Source organism: Gilliamella sp. ESL0250 (assembly GCF_013345045.1).
In the GTDB taxonomy this organism is placed as follows: Bacteria; Pseudomonadota; Gammaproteobacteria; order Enterobacterales; family Orbaceae; genus Gilliamella; species Gilliamella apicola_H.
The window spans coordinates 45,616-67,027 of the sequence record NZ_JAAEDV010000009.1 but is presented as its reverse complement, the minus strand read 5'-3'; the positions used below and the strand labels follow the sequence as shown (position 1 = coordinate 67,027).

Here is a 21,412-nt window from a genome sequence, read left to right as displayed (position 1 = left end):
CAGATGAATTTGTCTGCAAGTATATAAAAAGATTTTTCAGAAAAACAATACCAATTAATAATAAATTGAAAAAATGAGGTTGATATGAATACACAGGAAATACAAACAAAATACGGCATTATTTATGCACGCAATGCATTGATATTATCTGACGTTAAATTAGAATGTATACCATTCACTTTGATGGTCAATACATCATTATCATTAGCAGGCTGTAAGCCAGAAATCTTAAATGTTCCAGAAGTTAAAGTTACATTTATTTTTAGTGATATTGATAGCCTATCTATTTATCTAATAGATGAATACCCATATGAAAAATATTCAAAATCTAGCTTTGATTTAGTTGATGAAGTTCATAAAAAAGGCAAGCAACGTATAATTCTTAGTACTTATGATCATATTTTTGATGTTATTGGCAGATATAAAATTGAATATGATTAATTGATAGAAGAAATACCAACATAAACCTATCTATTGTTGGTTGTTGACAGCCTAATAATACTCAGTAATCATTGGTAATAGAAATTATTATAAATAAAATTCATAAAACACGGTTCTATCTTTCTGCCTTTGATTAAATAGTTTGGAATTTTGATTCACAAAGTATTAAACAATATTTGGATGTTGGTAACAGAATTTGATATGTTAAAACTGAATGTTTTTGCTGATCAAAATTTAATATTTGAACATACCTTACCTGTTGCATCCTTCTTCGTACTTTTAAATCTAGATGCACATCATTAGAAAAAGGTGTTGATTATAAAATACCAATCTTCCTATGGGTAGCCTCAGGACGGGCTATTGCTTCGGATTGTTCAGAAAGGATGACAAAACTCATCTTTAATAAAGCAGATAATCGCTTGCTAGGTGGTGTGGTTGTTGGTGTGAATGGGCGGTGAATGACTAGGTGAAATCACCTTAGCTGTCGAAATGGGCTGTGATGCCGAAGATATTGCATTAACTATCCATGCTCACCCAACATTGCATGAATCAATCGGTTTAGCTTCTGAAATTTATGAAGGCTCTGTCACTGACTTACCAAATGCTAAAGCGAAGAAGAAATAGTTAATAAGTCATCTATTTACTTAATAAAATGCCGTTAGCTCAAACTAACGGCATTTTTATTTTTTTATAAGATAATTTTTGTCAAAAAGTTTCAGGTAACTATACGTTTCAGTAAAAAATAAATTATCTATAACTATATTTTTAAATGAAAGTAATTTTATAATGAATTCATTATATTCATAAGGCTTTGATAGCTATCTACATCATGGTATTTTACTTTACTAGTCGAAAATTCGTTAAAAAGCTTTTTTGCGCACGAAATTTTTGCTTGTTCAATTGGTCTTAAGTTTAAACTATCCATAGTACCTTTGGTTTCGGCAATAAAAAAGATATGCTTTACTTTCCCAACATGAAAAGCAATTGCCCAATCGGGTGAATAATTACCAACGGGTGTTGGAATATGAAAGCCTTTCGGTAATTTTGCATATACGCACACTTCTTCTGCCGTATCAAGATCTTCAACAAATTTGCGTTCAATACTTTTTTCGGCTAAGCCATCGGTAAATACATAATCTTGGATGGCTTTTTTCGCTAAAAACGCTTTATCGTAATTTTGTGAACTTTTTTCCTGAGTGAAAATTGTACTGTCATATTTGCCCGAAGTTTTATTGTATGTAATATGTTCTACAATCGTAGTTGCTTTTTGTTCTTTAATTAATTTAATAATTTTGGCAATAAATTCTTCTGGATTATCCTTGAACATATCTAGTTTTTTTGTATCTAACCCCTTTAATATGGCCACTACTGTTTTGCGGGTTAATGTGGTTTCTTGCGCAATCTGACCAATCAGGTCGTATTTTATTGGTTTAAAATAAGCATGTTCCAAAGTGGCAGTCTTTGTTTCTTGAGTTTTAAACGCATCATTTTGATAGATACTTTGTGTCGTTATCTGCTCTTTAAGTTGACCGATAGCCGTAATGTATTGTAGCTGTGAGACAAATAACTTATCGTTGATATGAGCAATGGCTTTATTGATTAATTCATCGCTATCAAAGGCAACAGTATAGGCATATTGCTGATTAATTTGCTCCCATAATGCTTGGAATTCGGCTTTGTCGAAATTATCATTAAGCGGATTATCTTTAATTTTTGTTTCATGACCATCGCTAAACATGGAATCTAAAAGGCTATCATTGTAAATAGCCTGAATTAAGCGATGAATTGCGTCACCCATTAGTTGTAATTCATCCGGTAATGGTGCCACTGAGTCCATTAAAACATCGTTGCGGTATTTATCGGTTATTTTACGCTCGATATCAACATAACCATGACTAATTAAATAAAATTCAATTTTATCAGCTGCTGCTTTATCGATAATGGTCGATACACCATTAACTTCTACATATTTACCGAAAAAGTACTCACTAGTGGCAACAGTTGGCCGATCATAAATAACGGTTTTGATATCGGCTTGAAGAGCACTAACAAAATTTCTATAACTTTCACTGGCGATAACGGTTAATATGTTGATATCGTGGACTTGTTCGCCGCAACTTTCAATATCCATGCGATTACCATCTTGATTAACACATAAACGCAGTCCGCGGCCGACTTCTTGCCGTTTGGCTGTTTGGTTATCGGAATGTTTTAATGTACAAATCTGGAAAACATTGGGATTATCCCAACCTTCACGCAGAGCTGAATGCGAAAAGATAAATCGCGTGGGCTCATCAAAACTTAACAGTTGTTCTTTATTTTTAAGAATCAGGTCGTAGGCTGAAATATCATCTGAAGATTCGCTACCGCGTTTTAATTGGCTATCAATACTTTTGCCAGTTTTTTTATCAATGCTAAAGTAGCCTTTATGTACTTGGCTTGCATCATTACACTTAGTTTTTAAATATTGTTGATAAGGTGTGTTGCTGGCTTGGTCTAAGTATTGTTGCAAAATCGTTAGATATTCTTGTTCAAAGATTTGGCCATATTCACCCAATATTTCGTTATTGTTTTCATCATATTGGCGGTATTTAGCTACTTCATCAATAAAAAATAATGATAGTGATTTAACGCCCATATTGAACAATTTTTCTTCTTTGTCAAAGTGGGATAATATGGTTTCTCTAATTTGAATGCGGCGCATATTTTCTTCAGAAATATCACCTATCACTTCACCAGTATGAATGGAAACACCATTGGTAAAAGTGACCATTCCAGTCAGTGGATTGATTTCAGAAACCGTATATCCCTTGTATTGCTGCATCTGTTTTGAAACAGAATAAAGATTATCGCCCTCAGTAAAATGGCGAATTTCACGTTTGATACCATTCTTATGATTTATTTCTAGCTCAATATTTGCCAGTGGTGGTTTTTTACTGGATAAGACGATTTGTTCTAAATACAAGTAGCTATCAGTACCTCTTAGATTTTTAACTTCAAAGCCCTTTACTTCGATTTTTTTAACCAGTCTTTTATTGTATGCATCAAGTGCATCAAGAACATAAATTAGATTATTTTGTTTTTTATGGGTGGCAGAATAATTTAACGAAAATAAAGGATTAAAATTTTTTAAAGCTTTTTGCGTGACTTCGCCGCCCATTTTTTGGGGCTCATCCAAAATAATAATGGGATTATTGGCGGCTATAACATCAATCGGCCGGCGCGACGAAAACTCATCGCGTTTTGAGTAAATAATTCGTGCTTCTTTATTTTTGCCGTCTTCTTTTAGCGAGGACGCAAAAGCTTGGGTGTTAATGATCATAACATTAATGCCCGAATTGGCAGCAAAACTATCTAATAAAGTTAAATTTTTACTGTCATAGACAAAAAAGCGAGCCTTTTGACCATAATGCTCCATAAAATGGTCTGTTGTTATTTCAAAGGTTTTTTTTACTCCCTCTCGAATGGCAATAGAGGGTACCACAACAATAAACTTGCTCCAGCCATAATGCTTGTTCAGTTCAAACATGGTTTTGAGGTAAACATAGGTTTTACCAGTACCCGTTTCCATTTCAATATCAAGACTACACCGACCTAAGTTTTTAATTAAATCAGCCGACTGTTTAATATTGTTTATATTTTGTATTTTTTTGATATTAGCGAGTAATTGGTTATCGGTTAACGAAATAATTTCATTTTTAAAACCAATATCGATTGCGTTATCATCTGATGTATAACTTGAATCAGTGTCATAACTCATTTCTGCCTGAGTAGGTGTATTGCCTAAATCACGCACATAATGTAGGCTATTTTGATAACCTTGCCCATTAAACACTTGAACCACAGCATTTACAGCATCGGTTTGATATTGCTGAATTTTAAAATTAAATTTCATTACAACACCTTCCTCTTGGTTTCAGGGCTGTAGGTAGTAAAAATTTGTTCAAAATTGGTGGCAACACTATCATTTTCCATTGAGCTATCACGCATAACAAAATAGTAAGGTTTTTGTTTGGCAATAGCCGTGATGACTTCTTCATTAATGTCTGTATCAAAGCAAGCCATTAAAAAGTTATCTGCTACGTTAAACACGGTTTTACCGGCAATAGTGGTTTGTTTAATATCACTGGAAAGTAATACACCCAAATCCAGCATAACTTGGAACAATAAATCTTCCGCCGTTCTATCGGCTTTGATATTGTCAATCAGCACATCAAGAAGATCGGTATTATACTCAGCAGGGTTGTAATAAACCTCTTTCATATTACTGCTATCACATTTTAAAACGCGAAAGCCTTTATCAAATTTAGCCTGTGGATTTTCTTGGGCAATCTTATTGCCTGCACGGCGAATGCGTTCTTTGCCTATTTCGCAGATATTTTTATAACCAGCCTTGTAAGCTTCGCTTTTCTCATCCGTTGTTTCTGGCAGTTGCACCATGATAAATTTGCGGTTGCCGCCGTCTTCTGCATTGAGTTGCATAACAGCATGGGCAGTGGTTGCTGAGCCTGAGAAGAAATCGAGGATGATATCGTTATTTTCAATGAAGCCTAATATCATTAGTTTCATCAAAAAACTTGTTGGTTTAGGCGTATCAAAAGGTGTTTTCCCAAATAATTTTTGTAGCTCTTTTGTCGCAACAGTTGTTGTACCTATTTTTTCACCAGAGAACCAACTGTTATCAATTGAGCCAAAATCTTTTTTTTCTTCATAGAATGATTTCATTTGTGGGCGTCCAGTTCCATTCATTCCAAAAATTATTCTACCATCAGCTAAAGCGCTGGAAAATTTTTCTTGAGAAATTCTCCAACATCTCCCACTTGGGGGGAAATGTTGTTCTCCTGTATTAGGGTTAGTTACGGGGTAAGTAAGATTAGAACGGACATTAGGAGCATCAAAAGGATCTGCTTTCCAAATTCCACGAGGATCATTGTCAGGATTGTCAAATTTACTTTTATCTAAGGGAAGTGGACGGAAAACAAAAGAATCTTTTTGATACCAAGTTGTTTCATTACTTCTTTTTAATCGCCTGTTTTCAAAACGACGATTTTTAGCATAAACTATAATATATTCATGATTTATACTAAAATCAGTATCATTTTGAATAGATAAACGAGATTGCCACGGAATGCAAGCCGCAAAATTTTTAGCACCAAAAACTTCATCACAAATTTTCTTTAAATTTTCTTGTTCATTATCATCAATACTAATAAAAATCACACCATCATCAGTTAATAGATCTCTGGCGAGTTTTAAACGTGGATAAATCATATTCAGCCAATCGGTATGAAAGCGACCATTGGTTTCCATATTTTTTATTAGCCGATTGCCTTCATCATCAAATTGCCCACTGTTTTCAAGGTATTCAGAGGTATTTTGCGCAAAATCATCTTCATAAACAAAATCATTACCAGTATTATAAGGCGGGTCGATATAGATCATTTTGACTTTGCCAAGATAAGTTTCCTGCAATAGTTTTAGTACTTCAAGATTATCACCCTCAATATATAAATTTTCGGTATCATCAAAATCAACACTTTCTTCACGGCAAGGTCGTAAGGTTTTGGCAATGGGCGCATTAGCAAGTAGAATCGATTTCTTTTTATCTGGCCAAGTAAATTGGTAACGTTCTTCTCGGCCTTCAACAATCACTGATGAGAGTTCCTGCTTGAGCAAATCAAAATCGATGGCGTATTCCACTTCACCCTGTTGGTTTTTGCGTTCAGTAATACAGTTCGGGAATTGTGCACCGATTTTTTTGATATTTTCATCCACTTTATTGAGTGAATGCATCTTTAATTTATCCATTTAAGAATCCTTTAATTCTTGTTTCAATTGGTTAATTTTTTGCACCAATTCAAATGCTTTTTTAGGCTGTAGTTCTTTTCTTGCTTGCTTTTCAAGGCGAGCAATGTTTAAAATCAGTTTTTGTCTTTTATCGGCAATAATAATTTGCTGCTCAAGGCTATTGCCTTGCTCAATATTGAATTTGCCGATTTGTTGAATGATGTTGCGCCAGACATTATCAAGGTTTAACCCTTTTAATTCAATTTTTAGATCTTTTTTAGGTTGCCAATCACTTTGTATCAATTTATGTTGAAAAACGGCCAATTTAGCCTGCTTAGCATATTGCAAAATAAATAGTATATTTTGCGGTATTAGTTTAGATAATAAAATAAGGCTTGTTTCATTAAAATTGATTTTTTTTAGTTGTACCAATGCCACAAAAAAAGCATTAATGTTGTTTCCTGCTGCGAGATTTATCTTTGTTGCGGAAACCTCGTTAACAAGGGTAATTTTAGCTATATCCGCATCGAATTTTTCTTTCGTAGCATTGTTCAGTTGAAACTTTGCATAGATTGTTTTTTTAGCTAACTGGTGATTTATTTCTGTCGTTTTGGGCAAACCAAGCATTATGCTACCTTATTTTCTGATTCACTGACAACTAAAAAACAGATTAATTCAAAGTCATCTAGACCTTTTATACTATCGGTAACAAAACTAACTGAGTTACCGCTTAAAAAATTATCAATATCACTGTGTTTTTTTACTTCAATAATTGAATTTATGGCATCACCAAGTCGTTGTGAAAAATGAGTCATATTACTGCCATCGGCTGTGATTTTGTTAAATTGCTGATACAATTTTGCAATGGGTTCGGTTTTGCCTTTGCAAAGTAAGCGTATTTTATCAAGTAATTGTTTTGGTGATAAATGATCACAAATAACTTCGCCATTATTAGCTACATACACCATGTAAAATGGATGAAGTCGATTTTGATTATTAATATTAATGCTGTTTGCCCGATTTTTTAATATATAAATAACTCCTGCGGGTATATCTGGTGAAGCTGGCACAACTGCATGTAATCCATACGGTGTTTTATCAAGCTCAGGATGGTTTTTGATATACTCCAGCAAATCAAGTCTAAATTCATTTAAACCTAAATCCATAATTGATATACTATTAGTGATATCTTCAATATCAACCACTTCATCTTGTAAGCGTTTGAGCTGTGCTTTACGATAGGCTAAATCGGATTTTTCCTCTTCACTTAATATATTGTCATCACCCGTTGCGGTCATGTCGACAATTTTCATGCGAGTTTCTACTTTAGCTTTTAGATCAATATATTCATCTAAAGTAACATCAGGCCAAAAGTTAACTAGCTGAATCGACTGATTTTTGCTGCCTATGCGATCAATACGTCCAAACCGCTGAATGATTCGTACCGGATTCCAATGTATATCGTAATTAATTAAATAATCACAATCTTGTAAGTTTTGCCCTTCAGAGATGCAATCGGTTGCAATTAATATATCAATCTCATGAGTGTCATTTGGCATTAATAAGTGTTTATCTTTTGATTTGGGTGAAAAGCAGGTTAAAACAGTGTTTAAATCACAATGCAATTTAGGTACAGTAGATCTTCCGTCAACTGAACCTGTTATCATTGCGGTATGTAGGGAAAAGTGATTTTTTACATACTGGCTAACGTGATCAAACAAATAACTTGCTGTATCGGCAAAAGCGGTAAATATAATCACTTTTTTATTATTGTTATTAATGGGGTTTAGTTGTTTATTTTTAATAATAGTAAGTAAATTTTGTAATTTAATATCATGTTTTGCGGTGATATCACTTATCATATGAGTTAATAATGATAAGATTTCATAATCTTTAGTGAGATAGTGTTTCCATGAAAGATAATCCATATCGGCTAAGGCAATTTTTACTTTTTTGCCAAATGTAAATAACTGATCATTATTTTGTTCATCTTCATCAAGATCATTGAAATTAGTAATATCGGTAAGCTCAATTTCTTTTTTTACACTTTGATTATAAGATTCAATAGTAGCTATTGTTTGCTGAATAAAGTTTTTTATACGTTCTAATGTATGATTAAATGAGAATACCGAGCTTTCCAGTCGTTTCATCAAGTTGATTGCCATTAAACGACGAATCCCTTGTTCTCGATTGGCTTGGGTAAATCCTACATTGATTGTGTTGTCCTCATATATTTCTGCATACTTTTCCATTTTGCTTGGTAAGATAAAGTGGGTAGGGGTATAAATTGATAGATTCAGTAGCATTAGTTGTTCGAAAATTTCGTTATAACTTATTGCATTAGCTAAATCCGTTAGTTTAGGTCTTACTGAAATAGGCTTGAGTCTGGTTGGAAAAGTACCTATATCGGCGGTATCGTAATATTTTTGAATGTGTTTGCGTGAACGAGCAATCGTAACAGAATCCAATACTTCGAAAAAGTCAAAATCCAACATCCGTAATAGGTTTTCTGTTGTTCTTTCGGTTGTATCTTGTTTACTCCAAATGTTAAATGCTTTTTGTGCATTCTTAAAAATCTCATCCAATGAACGATGAGTATTGAGATTTTCATCAATATGACTGGTTTTTCCTTCGTAAGCAAGGGCTAATTGATTTTTTAAATCATTGAAACGATTATTAACAGGTGTTGCGGAAAGCATCAATACTTTAGTTTTGACCCCTTTTCGGAGCACTTGATTAAGTAGTTTTAGGTATCGATTTTCTTTTTCGTTGTCTTTGCCAGATAATCGGCCACCATTACGGAAATTATGTGATTCATCAATCACTACAAGGTCGTAATTATTCCAATGAATTCGATCTAAATCTATACCATTTGATTTACCACAAGAGCGATTAAGATCAGTATGGAAAAGCACATCATATCGTAATCGATCTTCAGCGATGGGGTTATTAATGTAATTTGCTTTGTAAGTGTTCCAGTTATTGTTCAGTTTTTTAGGGCATAAAACGAGCACAGACTTATTTCGGTTTTCATAATATTTAATTACTGATAAAGCAGTAAATGTTTTACCCAGCCCAACACTGTCAGCTAAAATACAGCCATTATATTTTTCAAGTTTATTGATGATTGCTAAGGCCGCATCTTTTTGAAAGTTGAATAGCATATTCCAGATTTTGCTATTTTTAAATCCAGTAGCTTCGTTGGGCAATACATCTTCTGAAATATCTTCAAGAAATTCATTAAAAATATTATAGAGGATAACAAAATAGATAAACTCAGGTGAATTTTCATTGTAGGCACTGGCAATATTGTCGATAACAACATTGGTTACATCCTGAAGTTTAGTTTTATCTTGCCAAAGCTCATTAAAAATGGAAAGAAATTTAATTGAATCTGGAGAAGGAATCTTTTGTACCATGTTGTAAGCATTGTTTCCCCGTTCACAACCTAGATCAATAGTTGTAAATCCATTAATTGGTATATAAGCATTATCATCTACATGTATGAATCCAGCCATATTTTCATTAGTGATGTTGGATTTAAATGTGACCTTCTGTCTAATCCAATCAGCACACTCTTTAGCAATCGCTTTTTGTGTTAGTTCATTGCGAAGTTTAATTTCAAATTCGGTACCATAAAGACTACGTTCTCGATTAAGGCGTGGAATGTAAAATTCTCTTTGTGCTTTTGGGGTTTGCTCGGTTATAAAGGTTGGTGAAGTAAAGATAAAACGGAGTTCATCTATATTTTTCAGCTCTTTTTTAAGTTTTTCAAACGCAAAAAACGAAAAGCATGCGGCAACGATTGCTAATTTACTCCCTTGCTTTATTTCGCTTGATAAATCTTCTTGGAGTGTTTTTGTTATGTTATCTATGATTGCCATTGTTTTATTTTCTCTGCGATATTATCTGTACTAATGCTAACTTTTCTTAATTTTAAATTGGCTTCTACAAAAAAGTGTTGTCATTGGTGATTAACTACAGCGCAATTTATTGTGATGTTTTTATTATTGTAAAAATGTAAATTATTGTCTAGAAATGTTTTTAGCTACTTTTTACTAAAAAGTATGGTTATTGATAGTGGCTAAAAATTGGAAAAAATTTACCGATATAAATAAAAATCATAAGCGAATATCTCATGGTCAAAAAAAGTTAGTGTTCAGTTTAAATAATAATTAATTATCTTTTAATTCTTTCTAAAAAATACACTCACAAGTAGAAAATTTTTTATGATCAAAATAGAATTTAAATATGAAAAAATGATAGAGCAACAAATAACCTAATATTAAGTTTCTAATATATTGACTATTTACATATAATATTTTATTTATTCAATCGATTTGCTATATATTGTTTATGTAATGATGCGATATATACTTGATAACTAGCTCAAACTGTATTTTAAAGCCGATTGAGTATATAATGCCCCACAAATTTAATTAATTTCTATCATTTAAAATATATTTTTATGAAATCTTCAATTATCAGTAAGTTAGAAACGCTACAAGAGCGTTATGAAGAAGTTCAAGCATTGTTGTCTGATGCTTCGGTTATTGCCGATCAAAATCGTTTTCGCACACTTTCTAAAGAATATTCACAGTTAACTGGAGTGGTTAAGTGTTTTTCTGATTGGAAGCAAACACAAGAGGATATTGAGACAGCTAAAATGATGCTATCCGATCCTGAAATGAGCGAAATGGCGCAAGAGGAATTAAACGAAGCATTAAGTCGAATTGAAGAGCAAGAAAAGCAATTACAAGTGCTATTACTTCCTAAAGATCCTAATGACGAATATAACTGTTTTGTCGAAGTGAGAGCGGGAACGGGTGGCGATGAAGCCGCTATTTTTGCTGGTGACTTAGCCCGAATGTATACACGTTATGCTGAATCACGCAATTGGCGCGTTGAAATTATGAGTGCAAGTGATGGTGAGCATGGTGGCTATAAAGAAGTTATTATGTTAGTGAGTGGTGATGGTGTTTATGGTCATTTGAAGTTTGAATCGGGAGGACATCGTGTTCAACGTGTGCCAGAAACGGAATCGCAAGGTCGTATTCATACTTCAGCTTGTACCGTCGCTGTTTTGCCCGAAGTGCCTGAAGCTGAAATGCCCGAAATTAATCCTGCTGATTTAAAAATTGATACTTATCGTTCATCTGGTGCCGGTGGTCAGCATGTTAATACTACCGATTCGGCCATTCGTATTACCCATCTACCAACAGGTATTGTGGTTGAGTGTCAAGATGAGCGCTCACAACATAAAAATAGAGCCAAAGCTATGTCAGTATTGGCTGCGCGCATTCAAGATGCGGAACTACGCAAGCGTCAACAAGAAGAAGCCTCGACAAGACGTAATTTATTAGGTTCGGGTGATCGTTCAGATAGAATTAGAACATATAACTATCCACAAGGTCGAGTTACTGATCATCGAATCAACCTAACACTTTATCGTTTAGACGAAGTGATGGCGGGGAAATTAGAGATGCTAATCGATCCAATTGTACAAGAATATCAAGCAGATCAACTGGCCGCTTTATCGGAACAAGATGAATGACTTATTTACAATGGCTTAAGTGCGCATCTCAAACATTGACTGATAGTGAAAGCCCAAAGCGTGATGCCGAAATTTTATTAAGTTATGTGACTCACAAAACGCGAACATTTTTAATGGCGTTTAGTGAAACATTACTTACTGATGATGAATTAATAGCTTTATCTGAATGTTTAAAACGCAGGCAAAACGGTGAACCTATCGCTTATATTACTGGCGAAAAAGAATTTTGGTCTTTGAAATTTAATGTTTCTAATGCCACGTTAATACCGAGACCTGATACCGAAAAATTAGTTGAATTAGGTTTAGAGTATCTACCTAAAGTGCCATGCGAAGTGTTGGATCTTGGTACGGGTACTGGTGCAATAGTTATTGCTATGGCAACTGAGCGCCAAGACTGTTTATTTACCGCAATTGAAAAAAATAAAGATGCGCTAATTTTAGCTCAACAAAATGCAACCCAAATTGGGGTAAATAATGTCTATTTTTTACAAGGAGATTGGTATAAACCAATCAAAAACCGCAAGTTTTCAATGATTGTCAGTAATCCTCCTTACATTGAGCCAACCGATATTCACTTATCACAAGGTGATGTGCGTTATGAACCAAGAAGTGCGCTAATTTCTGAAGATGATGGTTTAGCTGATATTAAACTAATTGTAAAAGGTGCAACTAAGCATTTAAACCAATATGGTTGGTTACTGATAGAACATGGTTGGAAACAAGGTGAAGCAGTGCAAACCATTTTTAAACAACACGGATTTCAATTAGTTGAAACTTTCACCGACTACAGTGGTAATGATCGAGTCACACTTGGTCGCTGGTTCAAACCTTAACTAGGAAAATTTTATTTATGATGCAGCAAAAAAAAGTAAACGTTGGTGATATTACTGTCGCCAATGATCTACCTTTTGTACTATTTGGTGGTATGAATGTACTTGAATCTCGCGATTTGGCAATGAGAATTTGTGAACATTATGTTACCATCACTAATAAACTAAATATCCCTTATATTTTTAAAGCGTCTTTCGATAAAGCGAATCGCTCATCAATCCATTCTTATCGTGGACCTGGCTTAGAAGAAGGGCTTAAAATCTTCCAAGAGCTTAAACAACAGTTTGGCATTAAAATTATTACCGATGTCCATACCGAAGCGCAATGTCAACCCGTTGCTGATGTGGTTGATGTGATTCAATTACCGGCCTTTTTAGCAAGGCAAACGGATCTCGTTGTTGCAATGGCGAAAACAGGTGCAGTAATTAATGTCAAAAAACCGCAATTTGTCAGTCCTGGACAAATGGGAAATATCGTTGAAAAATTTGAAGAAGCAGGCAATGATCAAATTATCCTTTGTGATCGGGGTAGTTGTTTTGGTTATGATAATTTAGTGGTGGATATGCTAGGTTTTAACATTATGAAAAAAGCCAGCAAAGGTTCACCCGTTATTTTTGATGTTACTCATGCCTTGCAGTGTCGTGATCCAATGGGCGCAGCATCTAGCGGGCGTCGTGGTCAAGTCACTGAGCTTGCGCGTTCAGGTATGGCTGTTGGTATAGCTGGATTATTTTTAGAATCACATCCCGATCCGATCCATGCAAAATGCGATGGCCCATCAGCGTTACCACTCGATAAACTTGAACCTTTCTTAAAACAGATGAAAGCGATTGATGAGCTAGTAAAAAGCTTTGATGAAATTGATACTGAAAATTAAAAGTAACATATTTTTTTATGCCAATAAAAAGAGGAATCCGAGTGATTCCTCTTTTTTTACCTTATTGCTTTCTTCGTCTTATTTATCCTATTTACCTCCATTCTTGTTTTTATAAGTTAACATCAATATTCGCTAGTGTTTTAAACACAGAATCTGATATTTTTTATTTTTCATAATAAAAAAAGTTGTGATTTTTATCTAAAAAATCGTATAAATAATGGCTGTTTTGGTGACTTAGATCACGATTTTAGATTGTTTAATTTGCTAGATAAAATATGTTTATGCATTATAAAACTGCGTATTTCAAGTCAATATCGCCATTGATGAAGTTTTTATTAGGCTACACTGATTTGTATACGCTAATGAAAATAAAGTGTCTTTCGAATTCTAAGAAAAATATTAATCTGTTGTTTAGCTTGCTCATGTAAGTAAGAGCTTGATGAATTTCATTATTAATTAAACAGAATAATTTTAGGAAAATAAAGATGAATACCTATAATGCACAAATAATACCTCGACCATTTAATCCTTTAACTAAACTGATTTTGTCCTTATCTATTTTAACCAGTGCAATCCCTGTTTATGCATCGGGTGTAAATGACTTTATTGAAGATTCTTCATTAACTGGTAATATCTTTTTTTGGAATCGCGATCGTGATCGTAAAGATATCGAAACTGATAAATATAAAAGCAATATAAGGCAATCAACCTTTAATAGTAATTTGGACTTTCGTTCTGGGTATATTGCCAATAGATTTGCTATCGAGCTAGGCGGTTATGGCGCATGGGAAGTGAGTAATGGTGGCAATGGTCATCCAAATGAAATTGGATTTAGTGGTGCAAAAACTCGTTGGGATGAAGATTGGAAGAAAGACGTCAGTGGGCTTAGTTTTTATAAAGCACAAGCGAATTTTAAAATTGATGAGTTATTTTGGCTGAAAGCAGGTTATATTCAACCTTCAGGACAAACGTTGCTGGCACCACACTGGAGCTTATTACCGGGTACTTATCGTGGATTTGAATTGGGTTCAACCCTTGATTTTGATACAGCCGGTGCATTATCAATGTCATACATGTGGACAGATAAATATAAAGCGCCATGGTATAAAAGGCTCTATGAATTCAAACAATGGGGCGCGGGTAAAAAAATTGATTATTTACATTCTGCTGGCTTGAAGTATGACTTCAAAAATAATTTAGTATTAGAAAGTGCATTTGGCCAAGCGCACAATTATATGAACCAATTTTTTGGCAAAGTATCTTATAGAACAGAAGTGTTTGATAGCCCGCTGACCATGAGTTACCAATTTTATGGCGCCAAAGATCAATCCCATCAAGGCAAAGATGTTTACGATGGCTTAGCATGGCTACAAGCGGCAACATTAGGTTATCAAGTTGGTCCAATTGGTCTGCGACTGGAAGGTGTTGCGGTTAAAGCTAATGGAGAGCAAGGATTCTTTTTGCAACGAATGACACCTGATTATGCTTCATCAAATGGTCGTTTAGATGTTTGGTGGAATTCGCGTTCCGACTTTAATGCTAATGGTGAAAAAGCCCTGTTTGCTGAAATAACTTATGATTTAAGTAATTTATCTTACTCTTTAGCAGGTTGGAAAACTGGCGCTTCTTATGCTTATGGATGGAACGCAAAACCAAGCACTAATCGACAATTCAATCAAAAACAACGTTTGATTGAATCAGCATATAACTTTGATTTAGGGTATACCGTGCAAGAAAGTTGGGCAAAAGATACGGCTTTTCAATTGCACTACACAAAATATAACAATCACTCAAATAGCATACCAAGCTGGGGCGGTGGATATGGCAATATCTTTCAAGATGAGCGCGATATCAAATTTATTGTCACAATTCCATTCACTGTTTTTAGTGCTCAACAAAAATAGGTAAAAATGATGAAAAAGATAAAAAAGATAAAAACAGCAATATTAGCCACTTCAATTGCTTCTTTATTAAGTATGGGAGCAAGCCAATCTGTTTTTGCTTCGCAACAAATTGTTGACTCAATGAGTTCACAACTCAATGTTAAATATGAGGTAATAGACAATCAAGCTGGGGCACATGGTGAAAATTGTTCAGCTTTAGGTGCTGATTGGGCTGCTTGTAACAAGGTGCAGATTTCGCTAAAGAATAATGGTTCGGTAATCAAGGATAAGGATTGGGCTATTTATTTTAATAATATCCGTATGATTTTAGCGGTAAATAATGAACAGTTCAAAATAACCCACATTACTGGCGATCTTCATAAAATCGAACCAACAGAAAAATTCACCTCGATCCCCGCTCATTCAACCATCAATATTCCCATAATTGGTGAATATTGGATGGTAAGTGAAAGTGATTTAATGCCTCGTTGGTATATCACATCAAGTAATGCTAAACCAAAGATCATTGCTAATACTAACACGGGGACTGACAATTTATCGGCTTTTGTTGCACCAATTCAACAAAACTGGAAAAGGACAGCCGATGATCACAATACATTAATGACGCCTAATACTCGTTTCCAATATAATTCGGATATTAAGAAATTATCGGCTGAATCACTCCGAGGGCAAATTTTGCCAACACCTGCAAAAATGACATTAGGAAAAGAAGATATAACAATTGGTCAGCAAGGAGTGAATCTAATACTTAATGACTTAAATCAAGAAAGCTTAACAATTTTAAACACGGCGTTTAACACATTAGGTATTCCCGTTACTCAAAATGGTTATAAAATAAAAGCGACAATTGCTCCTAAACAATTCAAACAAGGGCAATCGGGGGAGTATCAATTAGATATTAAAAAAGATGAGGCTTTAATAACAGCTTACGACGAAAGCGGTATTTTTTATGCTGTACAATCCATCTTATCATTGATTCCCGTAAACGAACTTAAAACAATCCCAACACTAAATGTATTTGATTCCCCACGTTTTGCTTATCGCGGTATTATGCTCGATATTGGTCGTAATTTTAAATCTAAAGCATCCATAATGCGCTTATTGGACCAAATGGCAAAATATAAACTAAATAAGTTTCATTTTCACCTCAGTGATGACGAAGGGTGGCGAATTGAAATTCCAGACCTACCTGAACTAACCGATATTGGCAGCAAACGTTGCCATGATCTTACTGAGCAAAGTTGTTTATTACCGCAATTAGGTTCGGGTCCCGAAAGTAATACGACAGGATCGGGATTTTTAACTCGTCAAGACTATATTGATATTGTCAAATATGCTAAAGCACGCTTTATCGAGGTTATTCCTGAAATTGATATGCCAGCTCATGCTAGAGCCGCAATTGTGTCAATGGAAGCGCGCTATAAACGTTTAATGGCAGAAGGAAAAGAGGCGCAAGCTAATGAGTTTCGACTAGTTGATCCAACCGATACTTCTAATACCACAACAGTACAATTTTATAATCGTTTAAGTTATTTAAATCCTTGCCTCGATTCATCTAAACGTTTTGTCAATAAAATCATTGATGAAATAACTAAAATGCATATTGAGGCAGGTCAACCACTTCACACTTGGCATTTTGGTGGTGATGAAGCTAAAAATATTCGTTTAGGTGCAGGTTATCAAGATCTACAAGCAAAAGATAAAACTGATGCTAAAGGAACGATAGATCAAAGCATAGAAGATCATCCATGGGCAAAATCTCAAGCCTGCCAAACCTTTGTGTCAAAAGGAAAGGTAAAAGATATTGAACATTTACCTAGTTATTTTGCACAACAAGTCAGTACGATAATAAAATCTCATGGCATTAACCATATGCAAGCATGGCAAGATGGCATGAAATATGCTGATAATGCAAAATCTTTTGCGGTTGATAAAGTGACAGTTAACTTTTGGGACACATTATATTGGGGCGGTTTTGACTCTGTAAATGAGTGGAACAATAAAGGTTATCAAGTGATCATTTCTAATCCTGATTATGTTTATTTAGATATGCCATATGAAGTCAATCCAAAAGAGAGTGGTTATTATTGGGCAACCCGTTTTAATGATGAACGTAAAATATTTAGTTTCGCACCAAATAATTTGCCACAAAATGCAGAAACTTCTGTTGATCGCGATGGTAATCCATTTACGGCTAAAGGGACAATGAATTGGTCTGGCGCTTATGGCATATCTGCTCAGATTTGGACTGAAGATATTCGGACAGATAAAAAAATGGAATACATGACATTTCCACGTTTGTTGGCCGTCGCTGAAAGAGCTTGGCATCAGGCCGATTGGGAAATTGACTACCAAAAAGATCGTCAATTTGCTCAGGGAACAACGCATTATGTTGATCAACAACAATTACTTAATGATTGGATTCGCTTTGCCAATTTAGTTGGGCAGCGTGAACTGCAAAAATTGGATTTAGCTAGTATAGATTATCGTTTGCCTGTTCCAGGTGCTAAAATTGAAAACGGTCAATTAGTAGCAAATATTGTGTTTCCTGGTTTAACCATTGAATATTCAACCAATCAAGGTAAAACTTGGCATCGCTACACTGAACCAGTAGGCATTAGAAAAGGCGAAACAGTCTCTGTTCGTAGCGTATCGCCAAATCACAAAAGAACAAGCCGTATAGAAGAATTGCAATAGATTAGATTAACTCAATATTCTTATCCGTTAAATAACGGATAAGAATAGGAAGAGTAAAAGAGTGTTGATAATATTTAATGAAGTGTTTCCATAAGTTCACTATCATCAAAATCGTCATCACTTCCATCTTCAAAATAAGTGCCCCAACCATCATAGTTGACGCCCAATTGGGCGGTAAGAGTGATGATTTCGGCAATTTGCGCATTAATTAATTCAGCGTTAAGCGGACTTTCAGCAACGATATCAAAAGCGATAATAACGTTGCCCGCATCATCGACATCTTCATCGGGATCGGTTGCTTCATAACCTAACTTATAAGCTTCTACTGCTACTTTTTCTAATTTATCAAAATTTTGTGATGAAACATGGTGTTCAATAATATAAAGCGCATGAGGATCGCTACCATCTTCTAACAGTTCTTCAATAATAGCGTTAGTATCTTGCTGAGCAAGAATAATTTGATCTTTCATAATATACCTTTTAGTGGTCATGCAAATTGTGTGGTATATTACACGTTTCAAAATAATTTTCGAGAAAAAAGTGATTGTTGATTTACATTCTCATACTACAGCATCAGATGGTGTGTTAACGCCCAGCGATCTTGTCAAAAGAGCGGTGGATAACCAAATTGCTATTTTGGCTATTACCGATCATGACACCGTTAAAGGTTTACCTGAAGCTCAACAAACAATTGCTAATGAAAATTTGCCTGTTAAATTAGTTTGTGGTGTTGAAATATCTACGGCTTGGAAGAATAACGAAATCCATATTGTGGGATTAAATATTGATATTGAGCATCCTCAATTATTGACACTATTATCATCACAAGAGCAAGGCCGCATTAATCGAGCGTTGGCAATAAGCCAAAAATTGGCAAAGGTTAGTATTGAAAATGCTTATCAACAAGCACAACAATTTGCGAAAGGTGACATTGTTTCGCGTGCCCATTTTGCAAGATTTTTAGTCGCTAACGGCTATGTTAAGGACATCAAACGCGCATTTAAAAAGTACCTAGGTAAAGGTGGGTATGCTTATGTGCCTGCAACATGGTGCAGCATTGCTGATGCGGTTAATGCCATTCACATGGCCGGCGGACAAGCGGTGCTTGCACATCCAAGTCGTTATGATCTAACCTTAACAAAATTAAAATTATTGCTGAGTGAATTTAAAGCTTGTGGTGGTGATGCAATTGAGGTCTCGCAAAGCAGGCAAACGCAAGATGATTTATATCGATTAGCTAAATTAGCCAATGAATTTGACATGTTAGCATCGCAAGGTTCAGATTTTCATGATTTAGTTAATTATTTGGATTTAGGCAAAACAACGCCATTGCCAAGTAGTGTCACGCCAATTTGGCATAATTGGCAATACTAATTAAATTAAGATTAAATGATTTTATATTTACGTTTCATCAAAATATTGACGGCATTGAACTCAATACTGAAAAATAGATTAACGATTAATTATAGAAGAAAATTATGAGCCAAACTTTTTATATCCACCCAGATAATCCTCAAACGCGATTATTAGATCAAGTTGTTAAAATATTAAATGACGGTGGCGTTATCGCTTTTCCGACTGATTCTGGGTATTCTTTGGGTTGCTTACTGGATAACAAACATGGCGTTGATCGCATCTGCCAAATTCGTCAGCTGGATAAAAATCACAACTTTACTTTAATGTGCCGTGATCTTTCAGAGCTATCTTGCTATGCTTTTGTTAATAACACGACTTTTCGATTATTAAAAAATAATACACCGGGCAAATATGTGTTTATTTTACAAGCCAGTAAAGACGTACCCCGTCGATTAATGAACGAAAAACGTAAAACCATTGGGCTACGTATTCCAGATAATAAAATTGATTTAGCGTTACTTGAATTATTAGGGCAACCATTAATGACCGCAACGTTAATTTTACCTAATGATGATCAAGCGCAATCCGATCCCGACCAAATAGAAGATAAAATTGGTCATCAGCTTGATGCGATTGTGCACGGAGGCTATATAGGTGAGCAACCCACCACCGTAATTGATTTAACAAATGACTATCCAGAAATTATTCGTCAAGGAAGTGGAGACACTAAACCATTCGAATAAATGACCGTTTTTTATTGTCAACATTCAGACAATAAAGTGAATAGAAAAAATGATACCTGAGAAGGTAACAGCGAGGATAATATGAAAAATAGCAAATCTGCATTGCCACAACGAGGCAAAAAGATAAATAGTCTTAAAGCTAAAGAAAGCCAATCTTATGGAAAAACGAAAATGTCAAGTGCACCAACTGTGACTCGCAAGACATCGGCACATGATAATACTGAAAAACTACAAAAAGTATTGGCCAATTTAGGTAATGGATCACGCCGCGAAATTGAAGCCATGATTATAGCCGGTAAAATCAGTGTGGATGGTAAAATTGCCACTTTAGGTGATCGCGTTGATGTGAATGCAAACCCTAAAATACGTATCAACGGGCACTTGGTTCAGCTTAGAAGCAAAGAAAAAGAAATTTGTCGCGTGCTCGCTTATTACAAACCAGAAGGCGAAATTTGCTCACGTCATGATCCACAAGGTCGGGCCACTGTTTTTGAACGTTTGCCTAGGCTAAAAAATGCTCGTTGGGTCAATATTGGTAGACTTGATATTAATACATCGGGTTTATTATTATTTACAACAGATGGTGAATTAGCTAATCGCTTAATGCATCCAAGGCACGAAATTGAGCGCGAATATGCTGTGCGTGTATTTGGTAATGTGACTGATCAGCAGATTAATCAACTTCGTAAAGGAATACAACTAGAAGATGGTCCAGCCTCATTTCAATCAATAAAAGCACAAGGTGGCGATGGGCTTAACCAATGGTTTAATGTTGTGATAACTGAAGGACGTAATCGCGAAGTGCGCCGTATGTGGGAAGCTATCGAGGTGCAAGTTAGCCGATTATTGCGTATTCGTTATGGCAATATCACTTTACCTAAAGGATTATCGCGTGGAACTTGGATGGAACTGGGTATTGACTCAGTCAATTACTTACGTGAACTAGTCGGTTTACCACCAGAAGCCAAAAGCTTTACAACAAGTTCATCCTCTGACAAACGAATAGCAAGACCTAAGCGCGTAAAATTTAATCAACAGACTAAAACTACTCGTCAAAAAGTAACCCAAAAAGCAACCCGAAAATAATCTTTATAGATAGGAAAACGCCGAGTGGTTTATACATCAAGATTAAAATAATTTGCTAAAAACTCATAAGGCGTTTTTACCCAAAATCGCTTTATGTGGTTTAATCTTATTATAAAAGTAAAAAAATTGCTTATAC

14 protein-coding genes and 1 pseudogene are annotated in these 21,412 nt (G+C 34.9%); 10 read left to right on the top strand and 5 right to left on the bottom strand.

Features of this window, described 5'->3' with window-relative positions:
- Positions 1 to 84 precede the first annotated feature (84 nt).
- Positions 85 to 441: a hypothetical protein gene (locus tag GYY69_RS08210; RefSeq protein ID WP_174797236.1), complete on the top strand. Its 357-nt coding sequence runs from the start codon at positions 85 to 87 to the stop codon at positions 439 to 441.
- A gap of 332 nt (positions 442 to 773) precedes the next feature.
- Positions 774 to 1,065, top strand: a pseudogene (locus GYY69_RS08205) (dihydrolipoyl dehydrogenase); the annotation flags it as partial.
- Between the two features lie 157 nt (positions 1,066 to 1,222).
- Here the strand turns inward: GYY69_RS08205 and GYY69_RS08200 are convergent.
- From GYY69_RS08200 to GYY69_RS08185, 4 genes are read right to left on the bottom strand one after another with little or no spacing between them, the layout of a single operon-like run.
- Positions 1,223 to 4,336 (bottom strand): type III restriction-modification system endonuclease, encoded by a 3,114-nt coding sequence (locus GYY69_RS08200; protein ID WP_174797235.1) that lies wholly within the window; start codon positions 4,334 to 4,336, stop codon positions 1,223 to 1,225.
- Positions 4,336 to 6,249, bottom strand: coding sequence for a site-specific DNA-methyltransferase (locus tag GYY69_RS08195; RefSeq protein ID WP_174797234.1), 1,914 nt, complete (start codon positions 6,247 to 6,249; stop codon positions 4,336 to 4,338). The genes GYY69_RS08200 and GYY69_RS08195 overlap by 1 nt, the downstream gene beginning before the upstream one ends.
- Positions 6,250 to 6,855, bottom strand: a complete 606-nt coding sequence (locus GYY69_RS08190; RefSeq protein ID WP_174797233.1) for a DUF4391 domain-containing protein — start codon at positions 6,853 to 6,855, stop codon at positions 6,250 to 6,252.
- Entirely contained in the window at positions 6,855 to 10,112 is a 3,258-nt protein-coding gene (locus tag GYY69_RS08185; protein ID WP_174797232.1) for a helicase-related protein, read from the bottom strand. Before GYY69_RS08185 ends, GYY69_RS08190 begins: the two co-directional genes overlap by 1 nt.
- A 584-nt stretch (positions 10,113 to 10,696) precedes the next feature.
- Here GYY69_RS08185 and prfA point away from each other — a divergent pair.
- The 5 genes from prfA (at position 10,697) to GYY69_RS08160 (ending at position 18,091) form a co-directional block, all read left to right on the top strand.
- Positions 10,697 to 11,782, top strand: coding sequence for a peptide chain release factor 1 (gene prfA, locus GYY69_RS08180; RefSeq protein ID WP_160431948.1), 1,086 nt, complete (start codon positions 10,697 to 10,699; stop codon positions 11,780 to 11,782).
- Complete coding sequence (gene prmC / locus GYY69_RS08175; protein WP_174797231.1) at positions 11,779 to 12,615, top strand: peptide chain release factor N(5)-glutamine methyltransferase; 837 nt, start codon at positions 11,779 to 11,781, stop codon at positions 12,613 to 12,615. Before prfA ends, prmC begins: the two co-directional genes overlap by 4 nt.
- A gap of 20 nt (positions 12,616 to 12,635) precedes the next feature.
- Positions 12,636 to 13,490 carry a 3-deoxy-8-phosphooctulonate synthase gene (gene kdsA, locus GYY69_RS08170; RefSeq protein WP_174797287.1) on the top strand — a complete coding sequence of 285 codons (855 nt, stop codon included), beginning with the start codon at positions 12,636 to 12,638 and terminating at the stop codon, positions 13,488 to 13,490.
- Between the two features lie 485 nt (positions 13,491 to 13,975).
- On the top strand, positions 13,976 to 15,394 hold the full coding sequence (locus GYY69_RS08165) for an OprD family outer membrane porin (RefSeq protein ID WP_174797230.1): 1,419 nt from the start codon (positions 13,976 to 13,978) through the stop codon (positions 15,392 to 15,394).
- A 6-nt stretch (positions 15,395 to 15,400) separates the two neighbouring features.
- Positions 15,401 to 18,091: a beta-N-acetylhexosaminidase gene (locus GYY69_RS08160; RefSeq protein ID WP_446718894.1), complete on the top strand. Its 2,691-nt coding sequence runs from the start codon at positions 15,401 to 15,403 to the stop codon at positions 18,089 to 18,091.
- Positions 18,092 to 18,165: 74 nt separating this feature from the next.
- Here GYY69_RS08160 and rraB read toward each other — a convergent pair whose 3' ends face one another.
- Positions 18,166 to 18,561: a ribonuclease E inhibitor RraB gene (rraB, locus tag GYY69_RS08155; RefSeq protein WP_174797228.1), complete on the bottom strand. Its 396-nt coding sequence runs from the start codon at positions 18,559 to 18,561 to the stop codon at positions 18,166 to 18,168.
- 19 nt (positions 18,562 to 18,580) lie between these two features.
- Here rraB and rnm point away from each other — a divergent pair, with 19 nt between their 5' ends.
- From rnm to rluB, 3 genes are all read left to right on the top strand, one after another.
- Positions 18,581 to 19,465: an RNase RNM gene (gene rnm, locus GYY69_RS08150; RefSeq protein WP_174797227.1), complete on the top strand. Its 885-nt coding sequence runs from the start codon at positions 18,581 to 18,583 to the stop codon at positions 19,463 to 19,465.
- A gap of 104 nt (positions 19,466 to 19,569) precedes the next feature.
- Positions 19,570 to 20,190, top strand: a complete 621-nt coding sequence (locus GYY69_RS08145; RefSeq protein ID WP_174797226.1) for an L-threonylcarbamoyladenylate synthase — start codon at positions 19,570 to 19,572, stop codon at positions 20,188 to 20,190.
- A 171-nt stretch (positions 20,191 to 20,361) separates the two neighbouring features.
- Positions 20,362 to 21,276: a 23S rRNA pseudouridine(2605) synthase RluB gene (rluB, locus tag GYY69_RS08140; protein WP_174797286.1), complete on the top strand. Its 915-nt coding sequence runs from the start codon at positions 20,362 to 20,364 to the stop codon at positions 21,274 to 21,276.
- Positions 21,277 to 21,412: the final 136 nt, after the last annotated feature.